Source organism: Agromyces protaetiae (assembly GCF_004135405.1).
GTDB lineage: Bacteria > Actinomycetota > Actinomycetes > Actinomycetales > Microbacteriaceae > Agromyces > Agromyces protaetiae.
In genome coordinates this window covers 831,976-849,354 of record NZ_CP035491.1, presented here as the reverse complement: position 1 = coordinate 849,354, position 17,379 = coordinate 831,976, and the positions used below count along the sequence as shown (strand labels likewise).

Genomic DNA, 17,379 nt, shown 5'->3' with positions numbered 1-17,379 from the left:
GCGGATCGTGGTGAAACTGCACACAGGCGGTGGATAACGTTGTGAAACTCTTCGCCCAGGCCGTTCGCTCGATGGGGGATCGATGAACGGCGCATACAGGCACCCAGACGAATGCGGGGAACGATGACGGAACAGCCCATCTCAGAGACATGGGCGACGGTCCTCGAACGACTCTCGGTCGACGAGACCATCACCCCGATGCTCCAGGGCTTTCTGAACCTCGTCGAGCCGAAGGGCATCGGCGGCGGCACGTTCTACCTCGAAGTGCCGAACGACTTCACGGCGAGCATGCTCAACCAGCGCATGCGCGTCCCGCTGCTTCAAGCGATGGGCGCGATCGAGCAGCCGAGCCCGGTCACCTCCTTCTACGTCGTCGTGAACCCCGAGCTCGAGGAGCCGCGAGCGGCGGAGCCGTCGGCTGCGCCTCGCGTTCCGGCCGGCATCGCAGGCATCGGCGGCGGAATCGGGGCGGCGGTTCCGGCCGGCTCAGGCGGCGGGCTCGGCTCCGGCGCTCTCGGCAGCGCGGCGAGCGGGTACGCGGAAGACGCGGTCGAGGCATCCGACTTCTCCCAGGCCCCGCACGCCGCGTTCGAGGCATCCGGTGGCGATCGCCCTCGCGACTCGCGTCTGAACCCGAAGTACTCCTTCGACAGCTTCGTCATCGGCCAGTCGAACCGCTTCGCGCACGCGGCCGCCGTCGCGGTCGCGGAAGCGCCGGCGAAGGCCTACAACCCGCTCTTCATCTACGGCGACTCGGGCCTCGGCAAGACCCACCTCCTGCACGCCATCGGCCACTACGCCATGAGCCTGTACCCGGGCATCCGCGTGCGCTACGTGAGCTCCGAGGAGTTCACGAACGACTTCATCAACTCGATCGCGAACAACCGCGGCTCGCTCTTCCAGCAGCGCTACCGCAACATCGACATCCTGCTGATCGACGACATCCAGTTCCTGCAGGGCAAGGCCGAGACGCAAGAGGCGTTCTTCCACACGTTCAACACGCTGCACGACCACAACAAGCAGGTCGTCATCACGAGCGATGTTCCGCCGAAGCACCTCACGGGCTTCGAGGACCGCATGCGCAGCCGCTTCGAGTGGGGTCTCATCACCGACGTGCAGGCGCCCGACCTCGAGACGCGCATCGCGATCCTCCGCAAGAAGGCGCAGTCCGAGCGCCTGCAGGTGCCCGACGACATCCTGGAGTACATGGCGTCGAAGGTGTCGTCGAACATCCGGGAGCTCGAGGGGACGCTCATCCGCGTGACGGCGTTCGCGAGCCTCAACCGCACGCCCGTCGACATGCCGCTCGTGCAGACGGTCTTGAAGGACCTCATCACCGACGACTCCGACAACGTCGTGTCGCCGGTCGACATCATCACGGCGACGGCCGACTACTTCAAGCTCACGGTCGACGACCTGTACGGCTCGAGCCGCTCGCAAGCCGTCGCAACAGCGCGCCAGATCGCGATGTACCTCTGCCGCGAGCTCACGAGCCTGTCGCTGCCGAAGATCGGGCAGCTCTTCGGCAACCGCGATCACACGACGGTGATGTATGCCAACAAGAAGATCTCGGAGCTCATGAAGGAGCGCCGGTCGATCTACAACCAGGTCATGGAGTTGACCGCGCGCATCAAGCAGAGCGGTCGATACCGCTGATCGGATGTCCCTCCGCGGCCGTCTGCGGCCCCCTGAACGGGGTTCCTCACAATTGTGGAAAAGCTGTGGATTGTTAACGAGCAACCGCCTGGCGGCTGTTGACACGGTCGTCGCGCCTGTGGATGACGGCCTCTGGCGAGAAACGGAGGTCCGGTGCGCCCGATCGCAATTCCACACACTGTCCACAGACGCGAGGGGGTGTGATCGGCATCATTCCGCGGATCTCCTGACACCATCCACAGTTCCCACAACGGTTAACACCGTTAAGAGAAAGAGTTAATGATTCGGGGCGCTCGACAACCTCGAAGTCGGGTTCGGTCGAAACTCATCTGCGCAGAGCGGTGCCGATAGCATGGGGTTCGATTCCGCACCTCCACGAAGGAGAACCGTGAAGTTCCAGGTCAATCGCGACGTCTTCAGTGAGGCCGTGTCGTTCGCCGTCAAGCTGCTTCCGCAGCGCACGACGTTGCCGATCCTCTCGGGCGTCCTCATCCAGGCGAATGCCGACGGTCTCGTGCTCTCCTCCTTCGACTACGAGGTGTCGTCTCAGACCGAGATCCAGGCCGACGTCGAAGAGCCCGGCACGGTGCTCGTCTCTGGCCGGCTCCTCGCCGAGATCGCCGGCCGCCTGCCGAACGCGCCCGTACGGGTCGCGACCGAAGACTCGCGCATCTCGGTCACGTGCGGATCGGCGAGCTTCACCCTCCTGTCGATGCCGGTCGAGGAATACCCGTCGATCCCCGAGATCGGCGAGCAGTCGGGCGTGGTCCCCGCTGACGAGTTCTCGGCTGCGGTCTCGCAGGTCGCCGTTGCCGCGAGCCGCGACGACGTCACTCCGGTCATCACCGGTGTGCAGCTCGAGGTGCGCGAGAACAGCCTGAGCCTCGTCGCGACCGACCGCTACCGCGTGGCGATCCGCGAGATCGAGTGGGACGGAGGCGGCGTCGCATCCGAAGAGGCGCTCACGGCGCTCGTGCCGGCCCGCACCCTGCAAGAGGTCGGCAAGACCTTCGGCCACTCCGGCAACATCGCGATCGCAATCACGAGCCGCGACGACCGCGAGCTCATCGCGTTCAGCGCCGAGAAGAAGACCGTGACGAGCCTCCTCATCAAGGGCAACTTCCCGCCCGTCCGACGGCTGTTCCCCGACACGGTCGACAACTACGCCGTGCTAAACACGGCCGAGCTCATCGAGGCGACCCGCCGTGTCGCCCTCGTGCTCGAGCGCGAAGCCGCGCTCCGCTACTCGTTCTCCCAAGACGGCCTCGTGCTCGAAGCGATCGGCAGCGAGCAGGCGCAGGCGTCCGAGCAGGTCGATGCGATCCTCACGGGCGACGACACCGTCGTCTCGCTGAAGCCCCAGTTCCTCCTCGACGGACTCTCGGCTGTGCCGAGCGAGTTCGTGCGCATCTCGTTCACGAAGACCGAGAACCCGAACAAGCCGGGGCCGGTGCTCGTGACGAGCCAGACATCGCGCGAGCAGGCCGGCGCCGACACGTACCGGTACCTCCTGCAGCCGAACCTGCTCCTGCGCTGAGCTCGGCAGCCGCCGACGTCGGCGCCCGCGGGTAGCGTTGTTCGAGTCGCATCAGGTCGGATGCCGGAACGGAGGTCGCGCATGCACGTCGCCCGACTCTCCCTGACCGACTACCGCAATTACGAGACGGCCGACGTCGAGCTCGGCCCGGGCGCCACGGTCCTCGTCGGCCGCAACGGACAGGGCAAGACGAACCTCGTCGAGGCGATCGGGTACCTCGCGACCCTCGGCTCGCACCGGGTCTCGGGCGACCAGGCCCTCATCAAGGCCGACGCCGAAGCCGCGATCATCCGGGCGGTCCTCGCGCACGGTGAACGCCGGGTCCTCGTCGAACTGCAGCTCAACCGCCAGGGCGCGAACAAGGCGCAGCTCAATCGCGGCGTCGTCAAGCCTCGCGAGATTCCGCGCTACGCGCACTCGGTGCTCTTCGCGCCCGAAGACCTCGCGATCGTGCGGGGCGAACCGTCGGTGCGTCGCCGCCTGCTCGACGAACTCCTCGTGCAGCGCTCTCCGCGGCTCGCGGGCGTCATGTCCGACTATGAGCGGGTCCTCAAGCAGCGCAACTCGCTGCTGAAGAGTGCCCGTGCGCGAGGATTGGCCGCCTCGGCGCTGCCGACCCTCGACATCTGGGATGAGCGGCTCGTGGCGCTCGGTTCCGAGATCATCGACGAACGGCTCGCCCTCGTCGCCGAGCTCGCCGAGCCGCTCGCGGCCGCCTACCGCGGGATCGTCGATGCCGATCACGCGCCCGGGCTGCGCCCGGTGCTGTCGATCGACGGGGCGGATGCGGAAGATGTCGGGGACGCCGACGGGGGAGGTCTCGATACGCGCTCCGCGCTACTCGACCAGCGAGAGGGCGGCACTCCGGATGCCACGTCCGCACGTTTCGCCGCGGCGCTCGCCCGGCTCCGGCCGAAGGAGCTCGAGCGCGGGGTCACCCTCGCGGGGCCGCACCGCGACGATGTGCTCCTGTTGCTGAACGGGCTCCCGGCGAAGGGCTATGCGAGCCACGGCGAGTCCTGGTCGTTCGCCCTCGCCTTGCGGCTCGCTTCTGCCGAACTCCTCCGACAGGATTCGTCGACGGGTGACCCGGTGCTCGTCCTCGACGACGTGTTCGCCGAACTCGACCGGCTCCGCCGGGAGAAGCTCGCCGCCGCCATCGGCGACTACGAACAAGTGCTCGTGACGGCGGCAGTGCTCGAAGATGTCCCTGCGCCGCTCGCAGCGCGCATCGTGCGGATCCACGGCGGCCGGATCGTCGACGATGAGCTCGAAGCATCCGAAGCATCCGAAGCATCCTTCGACGCGAACGGGGCGGCCCATGTCTGAAGCGGCGCGCGTGTACCAGCACTTCCGTGAGATCTTCGGTGATACCCGGCCGCGGCCGCGCTCGTTGCGCGCTGTGCCGCGTACCGGAAGCGAGCCGTTCACTCCCGGCCGCGACCCGCGCGCGCTCGGCGATGCGATCGACCAGCTCTCGACCTCGCTCGGCTGGAGCGGCCCGCTGTCGCAGCACGACCTGCTCGCATCGTGGGCCGAGGTCGCGGGCGAAGAGACCGCGAAGCACACCGAGCCGATCGGCATCGAGGGCGGCGTCCTGCAGGTGAAGTGCGAGTCGACGGCGTGGGCGGCGCAACTCCGGCTCCTTCGCACCGAGCTCGTCACGCGCATCGTGGAGAAGTACCCCGAGGCGGGCGTCGAGACGATCCGCTTCCAAGGGCCCGACGCCCCCACCTGGAAAAGGGGCCCCAGATCGGTTCCAGGCCGCGGTCCGCGCGATACCTACGGCTGAGAGGCGAAAAACGGTCGAGTAGGTCGCGTGATCGCCTGAAACGGCCTGTTTCGAGGCTTTCGGGAGGCGCTGTTTGATAGGATCGACTGTCGCTAGAACGACGGTTTGGAGCCTGATTCACCCATGACAGCGGAACCGACGAAGGCCCAGAGTGCGCCCGAATACGGCGCCGATGCGATCCAGGTACTCGAGGGTCTCGAAGCGGTCCGCAAGCGCCCCGGCATGTACATCGGTTCGACCGGGCCGCGAGGGCTCCACCACCTCGTGTACGAGATCGTCGACAACTCGGTCGACGAGGCGCTTGCAGGCTTCGCAGACGACATCGATGTGACGATCCTCGCCGACGGCGGGGTGCGGGTCATCGACAACGGTCGAGGCATCCCGGTCGGCATCCACAAGACCGAGGGTCGCTCGACCGTCGAGGTCGTGCTCACCGTCCTCCACGCGGGCGGCAAGTTCGGCGGCGGCGGATACGCGGTCTCGGGCGGCCTCCACGGCGTCGGCTCGTCGGTCGTCAACGCGCTCTCGACGAAGCTCGATGTCGAAGTGAAGCGCGAAGGCCACGTCTGGCGCCAGTCCTTCACCGTCGGCGTCCCCGACGCTCCGCTCTCCGAAGACGAGGCGATCCCCGAAGACGAGACCGGCACGACGATCACGTTCTGGCCGAGCCCCGACATCTTCGAGACCGTCGAGTTCGAGTACGAGACGCTCCGCGCACGCTTCCAGCAGATGGCGTTCCTCAACAAGGGCCTCCGCATCACGCTCACCGACCTCCGTCACGCCGACGAGATCGTCGACCCGGCCGACGTCGACAGCCCCGACGACGTGACCGCAGGCCCCCGTACCGACACGTTCATCTACGACCGCGGCCTGGTCGACTACGTCGAGTACCTCAACCGGTCGAAGAAGGCCGACCTCGTCAACGACGAGATCATCTCGTTCGAGTCCGAAGACACCGAGCGCATGATCGCCCTCGAGGTCGCGATGCAGTGGACCACGGCCTACACCGAGTCGGTGCACACGTACGCGAACACGATCAACACGCACGAGGGCGGCACCCACGAAGAGGGCTTCCGCGCCGCGCTCACGACCCTCGTCAACCGGTACGCGCGGGAGAAGGGCATCCTCAAGGAGAAGGACGACAACCTCTCGGGCGACGACGTGCGCGAGGGTCTCACGGCCGTCATCTCGGTCAAGCTCTCCGAGCCGCAGTTCGAGGGCCAGACGAAGACCAAGCTCGGCAACACCGAGGCGAAGTCGTTCGTGCAGCGCGTGACGGGCGATCAGCTCGGCGACTGGTTCGACCGCAACCCGATCCAGGCGCGCGAGATCATCCGCAAGGCGCTGCAGGCGGCGACCGCTCGCATCGCCGCGCGCAAGGCGCGCGAGGCGACGCGCCGTAAGGGCCTCCTCGAGGGCGGCGGCATGCCCGGCAAGCTGAAAGACTGCTCGAGCCGCGACCCGTGGAAGAGCGAGATCTTCCTCGTCGAGGGCGACTCCGCCGGCGGCTCCGCCGTTCAGGGCCGCAACCCCGAGACCCAGGCCATCCTGCCGCTCCGCGGCAAGATCCTGAACGTCGAGCGGGCGCGCCTCGACCGGGCCCTCGCCAACACCGAGATCCAGGCGATGATCACGGCGTTCGGCACGGGCATCGGCGAGGACTTCAACCCCGACAAGGCCAGGTACCACAAGATCGTGCTCATGGCCGACGCCGACGTCGACGGCCAGCACATCACGACGCTGCTGCTCACGCTGCTGTTCCGCTACATGCGCCCGCTCATCGAGATGGGCTACGTGTACCTCGCACAGCCGCCGCTCTATCGCCTCAAGTGGACGAACTCCGACCACGAGTACGTCTACTCCGACCGCGAGCGCGACGCGCTGCTCGAGGCGGGCCAGGCCGCGGGCAAGCGCCTGCAGAAAGAGAACGGCGTCCAGCGCTACAAGGGTCTCGGCGAGATGAACCCCGAAGAGCTGTGGGACACCACGATGAACCCCGAAACCCGCACGCTGCTGCAGGTCACGATGGAGGACGCCGCCGCAGCCGACGAGGTGTTCTCCACTCTCATGGGCGACGACGTCGAGAGCCGCCGGAGCTTCATCCAGAAGAACGCGAAGGACGTGCGCTTCCTCGACATCTGATCGGGCGCACAGGTCGCGCACGCGACATCCGCCCCCCGATCGCCGGCCGCGAGAGACGACGAGACTGACGAAGAATGACTGACGAGAACACGACCGAGCCGAACGGCGAAGACGGCCACATCCACGGGAAGATCGACCAGGTCGATCTGAACCTCGAGATGCAGCGCTCCTACCTCGACTACGCGATGAGCGTGATCGTGGGGCGTGCGCTGCCCGACGTGCGCGACGGCCTGAAGCCCGTGCACCGCCGTGTGATCTACACGATGTACGACGGCGGGTACCGCCCCGACCGTGCGTTCTCGAAGTGCACGCGCGTCATCGGCGATGTCATGGGTCAGTTCCACCCGCACGGCGACTCGTCGGTCTACGACGCGCTCGTGCGACTCGTGCAGCCGTGGTCGCTGCGCTACCCGCTCGCGCTCGGCCAGGGCAACTTCGGCTCGCCGGGCAACGACGGCGCGGCCGCCCACCGATACACCGAGACGAAGATGTCGCCGCTCGCCATGGAGATGGTGCGCGACATCGAAGAAGATACCGTCGACTTCCAAGACAACTACGACGGCCGCACGCAAGAGCCCACGGTCCTCCCGGCGCGGTTCCCGAACCTGCTCGTCAACGGCTCGGTCGGCATCGCGGTCGGCATGGCGACGAACATCCCGCCGCACAACCTGCGCGAGGTCGCCGACGGCGCCCTGTGGGCGCTCGAGCACCCCGACGCGACGCACGAGGAGTTGCAAGAGGCGCTCGTCCAGCGCATCAAGGGTCCCGACTTCCCGACGGGCGCGCAGATCCTCGGCATGAAGGGCATTCAGGATGCCTACCGCACGGGCCGCGGGTCGATCACGATGCGTGCAGTGGTGTCGGTCGAAGAGATCCAGGGTCGCACGTCGCTCGTCGTGACCGAGCTTCCGTATCAGGTGAACCCCGACAACTTGGCGATCAAGATCGCCGAGCTCGTGAAAGACGGCAAGATCGCGGGCATCGCCGACATCCGCGACGAGTCGTCGGCGCGCACGGGGCAGCGCCTCGTGATCGTGCTCAAGCGCGACGCGGTCGCCAAGGTCGTGCTCAACAACCTGTACAAGCACACGTCGCTGCAAGAGAACTTCGGCGCGAACATGCTCGCGATCGTCGACGGCGTGCCGCGCACGCTCTCGATCGACGGGTTCATCGCGCACTGGGTCGACCACCAGGTCGACGTCATCGTGCGCCGCACGCAGTACCGGTTGAACGAGGCCGAGGCGCGCGCACACATCCTCCGCGGCTACCTCAAGGCGCTCGACGCGCTCGACGAGGTCATCGCCCTCATCCGCCGGTCGCCGACGGTCGACGAAGCCCGCGAGGGCCTCATCGCGCTCCTCGACGTCGACGAACTGCAGGCGAAGGCGATCCTTGAGCTCCAGCTGCGGCGCCTCGCGGCGCTCGAGCGTCAGAAGATCATGGATGACGCGGCCGAGCTCGAGCGGAAGATCGCCGACTACAAAGACATCTTGGCGACGCCGTCGCGTCAGCGCACGATCATCGCCGACGAACTCCGTGAGATCGCCGACAAGTTCGGCGACGAGCGCCGCACGCACATCGTGCCGGGCTTCGACGGAGACATGTCGATCGAAGACCTCATCCCTGAAGAAGAGATGGTCGTCACGGTCACGCGCGGCGGGTACGTCAAGCGCACGCGCAGCGACAACTACCGCTCGCAGCACCGCGGCGGCAAGGGCGTCAAGGGCGCACAGCTTCGCGCCGACGACGTCGTCGAGCACTTCTTCGTGACGACGACGCACCACTGGCTCCTGTTCTTCACGAACCAGGGCCGGGTGTACCGGGCGAAGACGTATGAGCTGCAAGAGGGAGGGCGCGACGCGAAGGGCCAGCACGTCGCGAACCTGCTCGAGCTCCAGCCCGATGAGCAGATCGCCGAGATCCTCGACATCCGCGACTACGGGGTGGCGAACTATCTCGTGCTCGCGACGCGCGAGGGACTCGTGAAGAAGACCGAGCTCACGGCGTACGACACGAACCGCTCGCGCGGCGTCATCGCGATCAACCTGCGCGAGGGCGACGAGCTCGTCTCCGCGATGCTCGCCGATGAGGGTGACGAGATCCTCCTCGTCTCCAAGCACGGCATGTCGCTGCGCTTCGAGGCGAACGACGAGGCGCTCCGGCCGATGGGCCGCGCGACGTCGGGTGTGAAGGGCATGTCGTTCCGTGGCGGCGACTCGCTGCTCGAGGCATCCGTCGTCGGGTCTTCCGAGGGTCTCGAGAACGAGGCTTCGGATGTCTCGGGGTCGGCGCCCGAGGCCGACGACGTGCCGGGCCAGAAGGTCAGCCCGACCGACACGTACGTCTTCGTCGTGACCGAGGGCGGGTATGCGAAGCGCACCCGCATCGAGGAGTACCGCCGCCAGCAGCGCGGCGGTCTCGGCATCAAGGTCGCCAAACTCTCCGACGAACGGGGCGTTCTCGCGGGGGCGCTCACCGTCTCCCACAGCGACGAGGTTCTCGTGGTTCTTGCCAGCGGCAAGGTGGTACGCTCTGACGTCGCCGAGGTGCCCGCCAAGGGCCGGGACACGATGGGTGTCGTCTTCGCGAAGTTCGCGCAAGACGACAAGATCATCGCGGTCGCGAAGAACTCCGAACGCAACCTCGTAGAGGAAGCCGACGGAGCCGAGGCGGCCGAACCCGAGGCGGCGAAGACCGCGGAAGAGGAGTGATCGTTCCATGAGCAACGTCGCCGACAAGCTCGCACGCAAGTCGACCCGTAAGCCGCCTGCCAAGCAGGTGCGTCTGCGGCTCGTCTACATCGACTTCTGGTCGGCCGTGAAGCTCTCGTTCCTCGTGGCAGTGTGCCTCGCGGTCGTGAACCTCGTGGCGACGTTCTTGCTCTTCACGGTGCTGAACTCGACCGAGATCTTCGACCAGGTCAACTCGATCGTGCGCGACGTCGCCGGCGCGGGCACCGACCTGACGGCGATCTTCTCGCTCGGGAACGTCATGGGCTTCGCGGTCGTGGGCTCGCTCATCAACCTCGTCGTCACGACCGTGCTCGGCGCGGTCGTCGCGGTGCTGTACAACCTGAGCGTCAAGATCACGGGCGGTCTACTGGTCGGATTCACCAACAACTGACCGGATGCCACGGTGTTCGCGCCGCCCGATTCGACCTCGATTCGGACTTTCGCGATCGGTCGGGTAATCTGTCCTACGGCCCGAAACGGCCAAGACCGATTCCGGGCCCGCACCGGTTCCGGGGATATAGCTCAGGCGGTTAGAGCGCTTCGCTGATAACGAAGAGGTCCGAGGTTCAAGTCCTCGTATCCCCACTCTGTTACAACTCCACATCCCGAGTGCTTCGCACTCGTACGGGGCCTTAGCTCAGTTGGTAGAGCGCCTGCTTTGCAAGCAGGATGTCAGGAGTTCGAATCTCCTAGGCTCCACCCCGTCGCCGAATTACCGCACCGCTCGCAACAGAGTGGTGCGGTGTTGTTTCGGCCGGGGCGTCTCGAGGGGGTCGGGGCGCCGGTCGTCAGTGCGTCACGTGCCGTTCAGGTGTGCGCGGTTCACTGCGATCGAACTTCGAGACGTTTGGGGGAAACGTGGACTCGACTACCGTCGTTTCAGGAATCGCATCGATTCGACCGCAGCGCGCAACGCGCCGGAGGGTCCGTCGGCTGACGGCCGCGATCGTCGCGGCCGCAGCGCTCGTCGGGGGAGCGGTGCTCACGCCATGGGCCGCCGCGGCGGTGTCGCCGGCGGTCGGGGTCATCTCAGACGGCGCGACGCCCGAGATCGCGAGCGTGCCCGACAGTGCGAAGATCGAGTTGGGCACGAGGTTCTCGCCGACGACCGCCGGGACGCTCTCGGGTGTGCAGTTCTACCAGAACGTGTCGAACTCGGGCGTGACGAGCGCGTCGGTCTGGTCGAGCACGGGCGCGCTGCTCGCGCGGGTCTCCGTCAACCCGTCGGCTGCGATCGGCTGGCGCACGGTTCCGGTCGACGTCGACCTCACGGCAGGTGCGACGTACACGGTCAGCGTGTTCGACTCGAACGGAAAGTTCCCCGCGACATCCGGTGCCTTCACACGCGATCAGACGATCAACGGCATCGCGGTGCCGGCGAACGCCGGGGTGTACCGATACGCGAACTCGACTGGGTTCCCCTCCTCGACCGCGGGTGCCGAGGGCTACAGCCTGCTCGTCGACGTCGTGTTCACGAGCGACGCGACCGTCGCACCGCCGAGCCCGACGCCCACGCCGACCCCGACTCCGACTCCCGCACCGGAGCCGGATCCGGGCGATGGCGCCGCGGAGCCCGAGCCGGCGCCGGAACAACCCGACGTCAGCACGTCCTTCGGCCCCGACGGCTCCCACTGGCCGGCCCGTACCCCGCACGCCGACGGCGCCCGCACGGTTCGGGTCGCGGCATCCTGGTCTGCCATCGCGTCGGCGATCACCGCGAATGCGAACTCGACCGATCCGGTCGTCGTCTGCGTCTCGCCCGGAACCATCCCGGGCGGGAACGGTTCGGCCTCGAGCTCGAAGGGGGTGCTGCAGAGCATAGGGAACGCCGCGCGAGCGAGCCGCATTCTTGTCACCCCGTGCGATGGTGTCGGGACGGTCAAGGTCGGGACGGGCGCGGGCGTGGCGTTCGTCGGCGTCCGGGGCGTCTCGATCGTCGGCATCGACTTCTCCGCCCAGCCGGTCATGGTCCGCAACTCCGAGTCGTTCGCGCTCGGCTTCACGGAGGTCCCGACCCTGCTGGTGACGGCGAACGCCGACAACGGCGTCCGCGACGTCGAGATCGTCGAGGTCGTTGCGGGTTCCGAGCAGACGAACGGTGCGACGGGAGACCGGGTCGAGGTCAAGTCGGCGGGCGGATTCGACATCGACGGGCTGCGGTTCGCCGGGTTCTACGCCGCCCCGAACTACAAGCCCAACAAGGCGAGCACGCACATCGACACCCTGCAGTTCGTGACGACGTCGGGCGACGGCACGATCTCGAACGTGACGATCGAGGACTCGGCGCTCTTCCAGTCCTCCGACCAGGGCATCATGGCGGGCGGGAACGTCGGCGGCACGATCCGGCACTCGGCCTTCTTCGGCGGCACGACGGGTCAACTCCGGTACCCGATGTACGCGGGTGGCGACCCCATCACGCTCGCGAACCTCTGGCACGGCGCATGGTCGGGTCTCACCGTGACCGACAGCGTCGTCGCCGGATCGATTTCGCCGGCGTACTCGTTCGCGTCGGTGTCGAACTCGAAGAGCAGCGACGGCGCCCGAGGGTTCGGTCGACTCGGAACGCTCACGCTAGCCGACATCGACGCGCTCGTGCCTGTGCCGTCGCCGGCACGCCTCGCGGCGATCTGGAACTGACCCGCGGTCGGCACTCAGTGCCGAGGCATCCGTCCCAACCCCGGTGACAATCCCTCATGTCCGGCGCTAACGTGGGCAGGTCGGAAAGGGGGCGGCCATGTCGTTCATCACGCGAGGCTTCTCAGGACGTGCACACGATCGCGACCCGCGACTGCCACCCGGCCAGACGCTCGTCGAAGACTGGCCGGTGCTGTCTGCCGGGCCGACACCGCAGATCTCGACCGACGAGTGGTCGTTCAAGGTCAAGACCGAGTCAGGCAGTCACGAGTGGAACTGGGACGAGTTCCAGGCGCTCGGCGTCGAAGACGTCACGGTCGACATCCACTGCGTGACGCACTGGACGAAACTCGGCATGGGGTGGCGGGGCGTGCCGCTCGACAAGGTCTTCGAGAACATCGAAACCTCGCTCGACTATGTCATGGCGCACAGCTATGGCGGGTACACGACGAACGTGCCGCTCGACGAGCTGCTCGACGGGCAGGCGTGGGTCGCGTTCGAAGCCGACGGCGAACCGCTCGATCCCGAGCACGGCGGGCCCGCGCGACTGCTCGTGCCGCACCTGTACTTCTGGAAGAGCGCGAAGTGGGTGCGCGGCCTCGAGATGATGAGCGACGACGAGCCCGGCTTCTGGGAGCAGAACGGCTACAACCTGCACGGCGACCCCTGGAAGGAAGAGCGCTACTGGTGAGCGCGCCGCGTGCCGCGTGGCATACGGCGACGGTCGCCGCAGTGCACCCCGAGACTCCGACCGCGAGGCGGATCGAGTTCGACATCTCGACGTGGCCGGGCAACGATGCGGGCTCGCACCTCGACATCCGGCTGACGGCCGAGGACGGGTATCAGGCGAGCCGGTCCTACTCGATCGCGTCTTCGGGCGCGTCGACGCGCGTCGTGCTCGCGATCGCCGAGGTGCCGGGCGGCGAGGTGTCGCCATTCCTCGTCGAGGGGTTGCAGGTGGGCGACAAGGTCGAGATCCACGGTCCGCTCGGCGCGTTCTTCGTGTGGCGTCCGCCGGGGGCGGCCGATTCGACGGCGGATGTCTCGAGCGCGACGAATGCTTCGGATGCGACGGATGCCTCGGGCGGCGCGCTGCGGCCGGTGCAGCTCATCGCGGGCGGTTCGGGAGTCGTGCCGCTGTACGCGATGGCGATGGCGCATGCGGAGGCAGGGGACCCGACGGCCTTCCGCCTGCTCTACTCGGTGCGGACGCCCGTCGATGTCTTCTTCAAGGAGGAAATCGCGGCGTTCCCGCCGAGCGCGATCGACGTGTCGTTCGCGTACACGCGGAAGGCGCCCGACGGGGACGCCCGGCCGCCCGGCCGACTCACGGCCGACCAGCTCGCGGCGGCGGTCTGGCCGCCCGAGCAGAACCCACGGGTGTTCGTGTGCGGGCCGACGCCGTTCGTCGAGTCGATCGCCGACACGCTGGTCGCGGCGGGGCACGACCCGCGCTCGATACGCACCGAACGGTTCGGAGGGGCATGATGCAACTGCTCGATGGAAACGCGCTCGCGGGCGACCTGGCCGAGGTGTTCGGCGACGACCTCACCGATGTCGAGGCGACGTGCGGCGGCTGCGGCACTGCGGCGATGCTCGCCGAGATCGCCGTGTACGCGTCGGCGATGGGTATGGTCGGCCGGTGCCGACGGTGCGACCGCGTGCTCGTCGTCGCCGTGCACCGCGACGGTCGGGTGTCGGCGAGCCTCGCCGGGATCGGCACGATCGAGCGGATGGAGTGAACAGCGCCGAGCCCGAGGCATCCGCCCCGACACATCCGCGCGCATTCAATGGCATCGTTGACACATGACCTACCTCGCTCGCGACGACCGCTACGACTCGATGCAGTACCGACGGACGGGCCGGTCGGGCCTCGACCTGCCGGCGCTCTCGCTCGGGTACTGGCACAACTTCGGCGACGACCGCCCCTTCGAGACGCAGCGCGCGATCAGCCGCCGTGCGTTCGACCTCGGCATCACCCATCACGATCTCGCGAACAACTACGGACCGCCGTACGGGTCCGCCGAGATCAACTTCGGCCGGCTCATGCGCGAGGACTTCGCGCCGTACCGCGACGAACTGGTCATCTCGACGAAGGCCGGTTGGGACATGTGGCCGGGGCCCTACGGGCAGGGCGGCGGCAGTCGCAAGTACGTGCTCGCGTCGCTCGACCAGTCGCTCACACGGATGGGCCTCGACTACGTCGACATCTTCTACTCGCACCGGCTCGACGCGTCGACCCCGCTCGAGGAGACGATGGGAGCGCTCCACACCGCCGTGCAGCAGGGGAAGGCGCTCTACGTCGGCATCTCGTCGTACGACGCCGAGCGCACCCGGCAGGCGGCCGCGATCCTGCGCGACCTCGGGACGCCGCTCCTCATCCACCAGCCCTCGTACTCGATGCTGAACCGCTGGATCGAGACCGAGGGCCTGCTCGACGCGACCGACGAGCTCGGCGTCGGCGTCATCGGCTTCAGCGCGCTCGCGCAGGGTCTGCTCACGGGCAAGTACCTCGGCGGCGTGCCCGAGGGCTCGCGCGCGATGGCCGGGAAGTCACTCGACCCGACGACGATCACGCCCGACGTCGTCGAACGGCTCAACGGGCTCAACGAGCTCGCCGTCGCACGTGGCCAGTCGCTTTCGCAGCTCGCGCTCGCGTGGGCGCTCCGGGACCCGCGCGTGACCTCGCTCGTCATCGGCGCCTCGAGCGTCGCGCAACTCGACGAGAACGTCGCAGCCCTCGGCAACCTGTCGTTCACGGGCGAGGAGCTCGAAGCGATCGACGACCTCGCCGTCAGCGACGCTCGCGTCGACCTGTGGGCCGGTGCCCGCAAGGGCGAGGTCTGAGCGGTCGCCCGATGGTCGCTACAGACGTTGTGGACATCGACGATGTGAATGCCGACGGTGAGTACGCTGGCCGGATGGACATCCGCATCGCGGCGTACGCGGTCGTCATCGACGACGGGCGCATCCTGCTCGCCCACTGGAACGAGCACGGGCGGTCGGGGTGGACGCTGCCAGGCGGCGGCATCGAGGGCGAGGAGCATCCGATCGAAGCGGTGCGCCGCGAGGTGACCGAGGAGACCGGGTACGTGGCGGAGGTCGACCGGCAGCTCGGGATCGACACGATGGTGATCCCGGTGGCGAAACGACGGACCGGTCAGGCCCCGCTCTACGCGATGCGGGTCGTCTACCGCGCGCACGTCGTCGGCGGTGAGATCCGCAACGAGGTCGGCGGGTCGAGCGACGAAGCGCGCTGGTTCCCGCTGGAAGAGGTGCCGCGGCTCAAGCGCGTCGGGCTCGTCGACATCGCGCTCCGACTGAACGCGGCCGAGCCGGCAGACGGCGTGCCGCCTGCGGCGTAGGGCGAGACATCCCGGCTGAAATGAGGAACGGCCCCGTCCAAAGCGGACGGGGCCGTTCGTCGTCGGGATCCCTGCGGTGCGCATGCGCGTCAGAATCCGCGGAATCGGAGGTTGGCGTCGGTGACGTGCGCGAGGTGCGCGGCGTTCGTCTCGGCCTGGATCCGTCGGGCTTCGGCGACTGCCTCGTGCGTGAGGCGGGCCTGGCCGCGGCGGCCCCAGGCGACGAGGGCGAGCCCGAGTCGGATCGCGGCGCGTTCGTGCGCGAGCCGGGTTCGCTGTCGGACGCGGGTGCTTCCGGCTGAAGCGACTGCGGTGAGTGCGGTGTTCACGGTGTTTCCTTCTTCTTCGAGGGTTGCCGGGCGCGCGGGTGCACGCTCGGCGTGGGTGACGTGACGTGAGCGGATGCCTCGGGGCGCGCGCAGTCCGGACCGGTTCACGTCGTGGAGACGAACGCGGTGAGGAGGTGTGCGCCGGTGAGGCGTGAATCGCGGCCGTGCCGGGCCGCTCAATGGCGGGCGGCAGTGTGCGCGGGGCGCGACGGACAGCGGAGCGCTGCGGACGGATTCACGCGGAGGGGCGACGGGGCGACACGGCGAGCCGTGAGGTCGCGGTCAGCTGACGGATCGAGCGGTCAGCAGGCCGTCATGTCGACCGGGGCGAAGCCGTGGCGAACGGCGGGAATCTTCGGCATCATCGGACTTCTCCTCTCTGGATCGACGGAACCAAGTGACGACAGTAGCGGGGGAGTTGGCGGAACCGCAACCCTTTGGCCGAAAGACATCGCAGATCGGCCGGATTTCAGGGTCTGCACTGAGCGGGGTGTCAGCGGAGGCATCCTCGGAGCGTTCCCTGGGCATGCGAAACGGCCCCTCGCCTGGTGCGAGGGGCCGTTTCGGAAACTCAGGACGCGGCGCCGGCTGTCGGCGGCTCGTCGTCGGCGACCCACAGTTCGTCGTCGGCGCGGAACGTCTGCCAGACGGCGTACGCCACTCCGGCGGCGGCGAGGACGCCGGCGCCGATCGCGAGGTAGGCGCCGAAGCCGCGCTTCTTCTCGGGCGCGATCGCCGCGGCAGTGCGCGGCGACACGCGGGCGACCGCGCGCTGGACGCGGACATCGTTCGCGAGGTCTCCGACCGCGAGGATCGAGCCGAGCGCGGTGCCGAGCGTCTTCTCGGCGGTGTCGCCGGCGGCGCGCGCGAAGCCCTTCGCCTGGTCGAGGCTCGGCCGGACGTACGTCTCATAGCCGGTGCGCACGCGAGGTGCGACCTCTTCGCGCGTGAGGTGGCCGAGCTGGCGGCTGGCCTCTTGCGCGACGCTGTTGGCGTGGGCCAGCACGGTCTGCTGGTTCGACCACAGATCCTCGGCACTCTTGCGCAATTGGTTCAGTTCCTTCTTGCGCTTGCGTGACAGGCTCATCCCCGACCTCCATCGATGTGCAGCGAGTGCTTCCATCTTGCCACCGAACAGCCTGGAAACGGGATGGGAGTCGGATGAAGACGCGCCGACGCCCGAATCCGACAT

15 protein-coding genes and 2 tRNA genes are annotated in these 17,379 nt (G+C 67.7%); 15 read left to right on the top strand and 2 right to left on the bottom strand.

The window, feature by feature from the left end; genetic code table 11:
• The first annotated feature begins 123 nt into the window (after positions 1-123).
• The 15 genes from dnaA to ET445_RS03850 all read left to right on the top strand — a co-directional run bounded on the left by dnaA (position 124) and on the right by ET445_RS03850 (position 15,858).
• Entirely contained in the window at positions 124-1,656 is a 1,533-nt protein-coding gene (gene dnaA / locus ET445_RS03920; RefSeq protein ID WP_129189019.1) for a chromosomal replication initiator protein DnaA, read from the top strand.
• A gap of 388 nt (positions 1,657-2,044) precedes the next feature.
• Positions 2,045-3,193: a DNA polymerase III subunit beta gene (gene dnaN, locus ET445_RS03915; RefSeq protein WP_129189017.1), complete on the top strand. Its 1,149-nt coding sequence runs from the start codon at positions 2,045-2,047 to the stop codon at positions 3,191-3,193.
• Between the two features lie 81 nt (positions 3,194-3,274).
• Positions 3,275-4,522 (top strand): DNA replication/repair protein RecF, encoded by a 1,248-nt coding sequence (recF, locus tag ET445_RS03910; protein ID WP_129189015.1) that lies wholly within the window; start codon positions 3,275-3,277, stop codon positions 4,520-4,522.
• Positions 4,515-4,985, top strand: coding sequence for a DciA family protein (locus ET445_RS03905; protein WP_129189013.1), 471 nt, complete (start codon positions 4,515-4,517; stop codon positions 4,983-4,985). Before recF ends, ET445_RS03905 begins: the two co-directional genes overlap by 8 nt.
• 123 nt (positions 4,986-5,108) lie before the next feature.
• Positions 5,109-7,127 carry a DNA topoisomerase (ATP-hydrolyzing) subunit B gene (gene gyrB, locus ET445_RS03900; RefSeq protein ID WP_129189011.1) on the top strand — a complete coding sequence of 673 codons (2,019 nt, stop codon included), beginning with the start codon at positions 5,109-5,111 and terminating at the stop codon, positions 7,125-7,127.
• A gap of 74 nt (positions 7,128-7,201) precedes the next feature.
• A complete protein-coding gene (gyrA, locus tag ET445_RS03895; protein ID WP_129189009.1) occupies positions 7,202-9,838 on the top strand; it encodes a DNA gyrase subunit A in 2,637 nt (878 codons plus the stop codon).
• Between the two features lie 7 nt (positions 9,839-9,845).
• A complete protein-coding gene (locus ET445_RS03890; protein ID WP_129189007.1) occupies positions 9,846-10,250 on the top strand; it encodes a DUF3566 domain-containing protein in 405 nt (134 codons plus the stop codon).
• Between the two features lie 120 nt (positions 10,251-10,370).
• A tRNA-Ile gene (locus tag ET445_RS03885) sits at positions 10,371-10,444 on the top strand.
• Positions 10,445-10,485: 41 nt separating this feature from the next.
• Positions 10,486-10,558, top strand: a tRNA-Ala gene (locus tag ET445_RS03880).
• 159 nt (positions 10,559-10,717) lie between these two features.
• The gene (locus ET445_RS03875) at positions 10,718-12,496 is read left to right on the top strand and encodes a DUF4082 domain-containing protein (protein ID WP_165314288.1); all 1,779 of its coding nucleotides are present in this window, start codon (positions 10,718-10,720) and stop codon (positions 12,494-12,496) included.
• Between the two features lie 97 nt (positions 12,497-12,593).
• Positions 12,594-13,184, top strand: coding sequence for a molybdopterin-dependent oxidoreductase (locus ET445_RS03870; RefSeq protein ID WP_129189003.1), 591 nt, complete (start codon positions 12,594-12,596; stop codon positions 13,182-13,184).
• On the top strand, positions 13,181-13,981 hold the full coding sequence (locus tag ET445_RS03865; RefSeq protein WP_243695312.1) for an FAD-binding oxidoreductase: 801 nt from the start codon (positions 13,181-13,183) through the stop codon (positions 13,979-13,981). The genes ET445_RS03870 and ET445_RS03865 overlap by 4 nt, the downstream gene beginning before the upstream one ends.
• Positions 13,978-14,235, top strand: coding sequence for a DUF6510 family protein (locus ET445_RS03860; RefSeq protein WP_129189001.1), 258 nt, complete (start codon positions 13,978-13,980; stop codon positions 14,233-14,235). The genes ET445_RS03865 and ET445_RS03860 overlap by 4 nt, the downstream gene beginning before the upstream one ends.
• A gap of 64 nt (positions 14,236-14,299) precedes the next feature.
• Positions 14,300-15,340, top strand: a complete 1,041-nt coding sequence (gene mgrA, locus ET445_RS03855; RefSeq protein ID WP_129188999.1) for an L-glyceraldehyde 3-phosphate reductase — start codon at positions 14,300-14,302, stop codon at positions 15,338-15,340.
• Positions 15,341-15,414: 74 nt separating this feature from the next.
• Positions 15,415-15,858 carry an NUDIX hydrolase gene (locus ET445_RS03850; RefSeq protein ID WP_129188997.1) on the top strand — a complete coding sequence of 148 codons (444 nt, stop codon included), beginning with the start codon at positions 15,415-15,417 and terminating at the stop codon, positions 15,856-15,858.
• An 89-nt stretch (positions 15,859-15,947) separates the two neighbouring features.
• Here ET445_RS03850 and ET445_RS03845 read toward each other — a convergent pair whose 3' ends face one another.
• Positions 15,948-16,187, bottom strand: a complete 240-nt coding sequence (locus ET445_RS03845) for a hypothetical protein (protein ID WP_129188995.1) — start codon at positions 16,185-16,187, stop codon at positions 15,948-15,950.
• 571 nt (positions 16,188-16,758) lie between these two features.
• Complete coding sequence (locus ET445_RS03840) at positions 16,759-17,274, bottom strand: hypothetical protein (RefSeq protein WP_129188993.1); 516 nt, start codon at positions 17,272-17,274, stop codon at positions 16,759-16,761.
• Between the last annotated feature and the right edge of the window lie 105 nt (positions 17,275-17,379).

What these genes read in the sequence shown, in the direction of transcription:
- dnaA (WP_129189019.1), top strand. Translation starts at nt 124, where the DNA reads ATGACGGAACAGCCCATCTCAGAGACATGGGCGACGGTCCTCGAACGA.
- recF (WP_129189015.1), top strand. Translation starts at nt 3,275, where the DNA reads ATGCACGTCGCCCGACTCTCCCTGACCGACTACCGCAATTACGAGACG.
- ET445_RS03905 (WP_129189013.1), top strand. Translation starts at nt 4,515, where the DNA reads ATGTCTGAAGCGGCGCGCGTGTACCAGCACTTCCGTGAGATCTTCGGT.
- gyrB (WP_129189011.1), top strand. Translation starts at nt 5,109, where the DNA reads ATGACAGCGGAACCGACGAAGGCCCAGAGTGCGCCCGAATACGGCGCC.
- gyrA (WP_129189009.1), top strand. Translation starts at nt 7,202, where the DNA reads ATGACTGACGAGAACACGACCGAGCCGAACGGCGAAGACGGCCACATC.
- ET445_RS03890 (WP_129189007.1), top strand. Translation starts at nt 9,846, where the DNA reads ATGAGCAACGTCGCCGACAAGCTCGCACGCAAGTCGACCCGTAAGCCG.
- ET445_RS03870 (WP_129189003.1), top strand. Translation starts at nt 12,594, where the DNA reads ATGTCGTTCATCACGCGAGGCTTCTCAGGACGTGCACACGATCGCGAC.
- ET445_RS03860 (WP_129189001.1), top strand. Translation starts at nt 13,978, where the DNA reads ATGATGCAACTGCTCGATGGAAACGCGCTCGCGGGCGACCTGGCCGAG.
- mgrA (WP_129188999.1), top strand. Translation starts at nt 14,300, where the DNA reads ATGACCTACCTCGCTCGCGACGACCGCTACGACTCGATGCAGTACCGA.
- ET445_RS03850 (WP_129188997.1), top strand. Translation starts at nt 15,415, where the DNA reads ATGGACATCCGCATCGCGGCGTACGCGGTCGTCATCGACGACGGGCGC.
- ET445_RS03840 (WP_129188993.1), bottom strand. Translation starts at nt 17,274, where the DNA reads ATGAGCCTGTCACGCAAGCGCAAGAAGGAACTGAACCAATTGCGCAAG.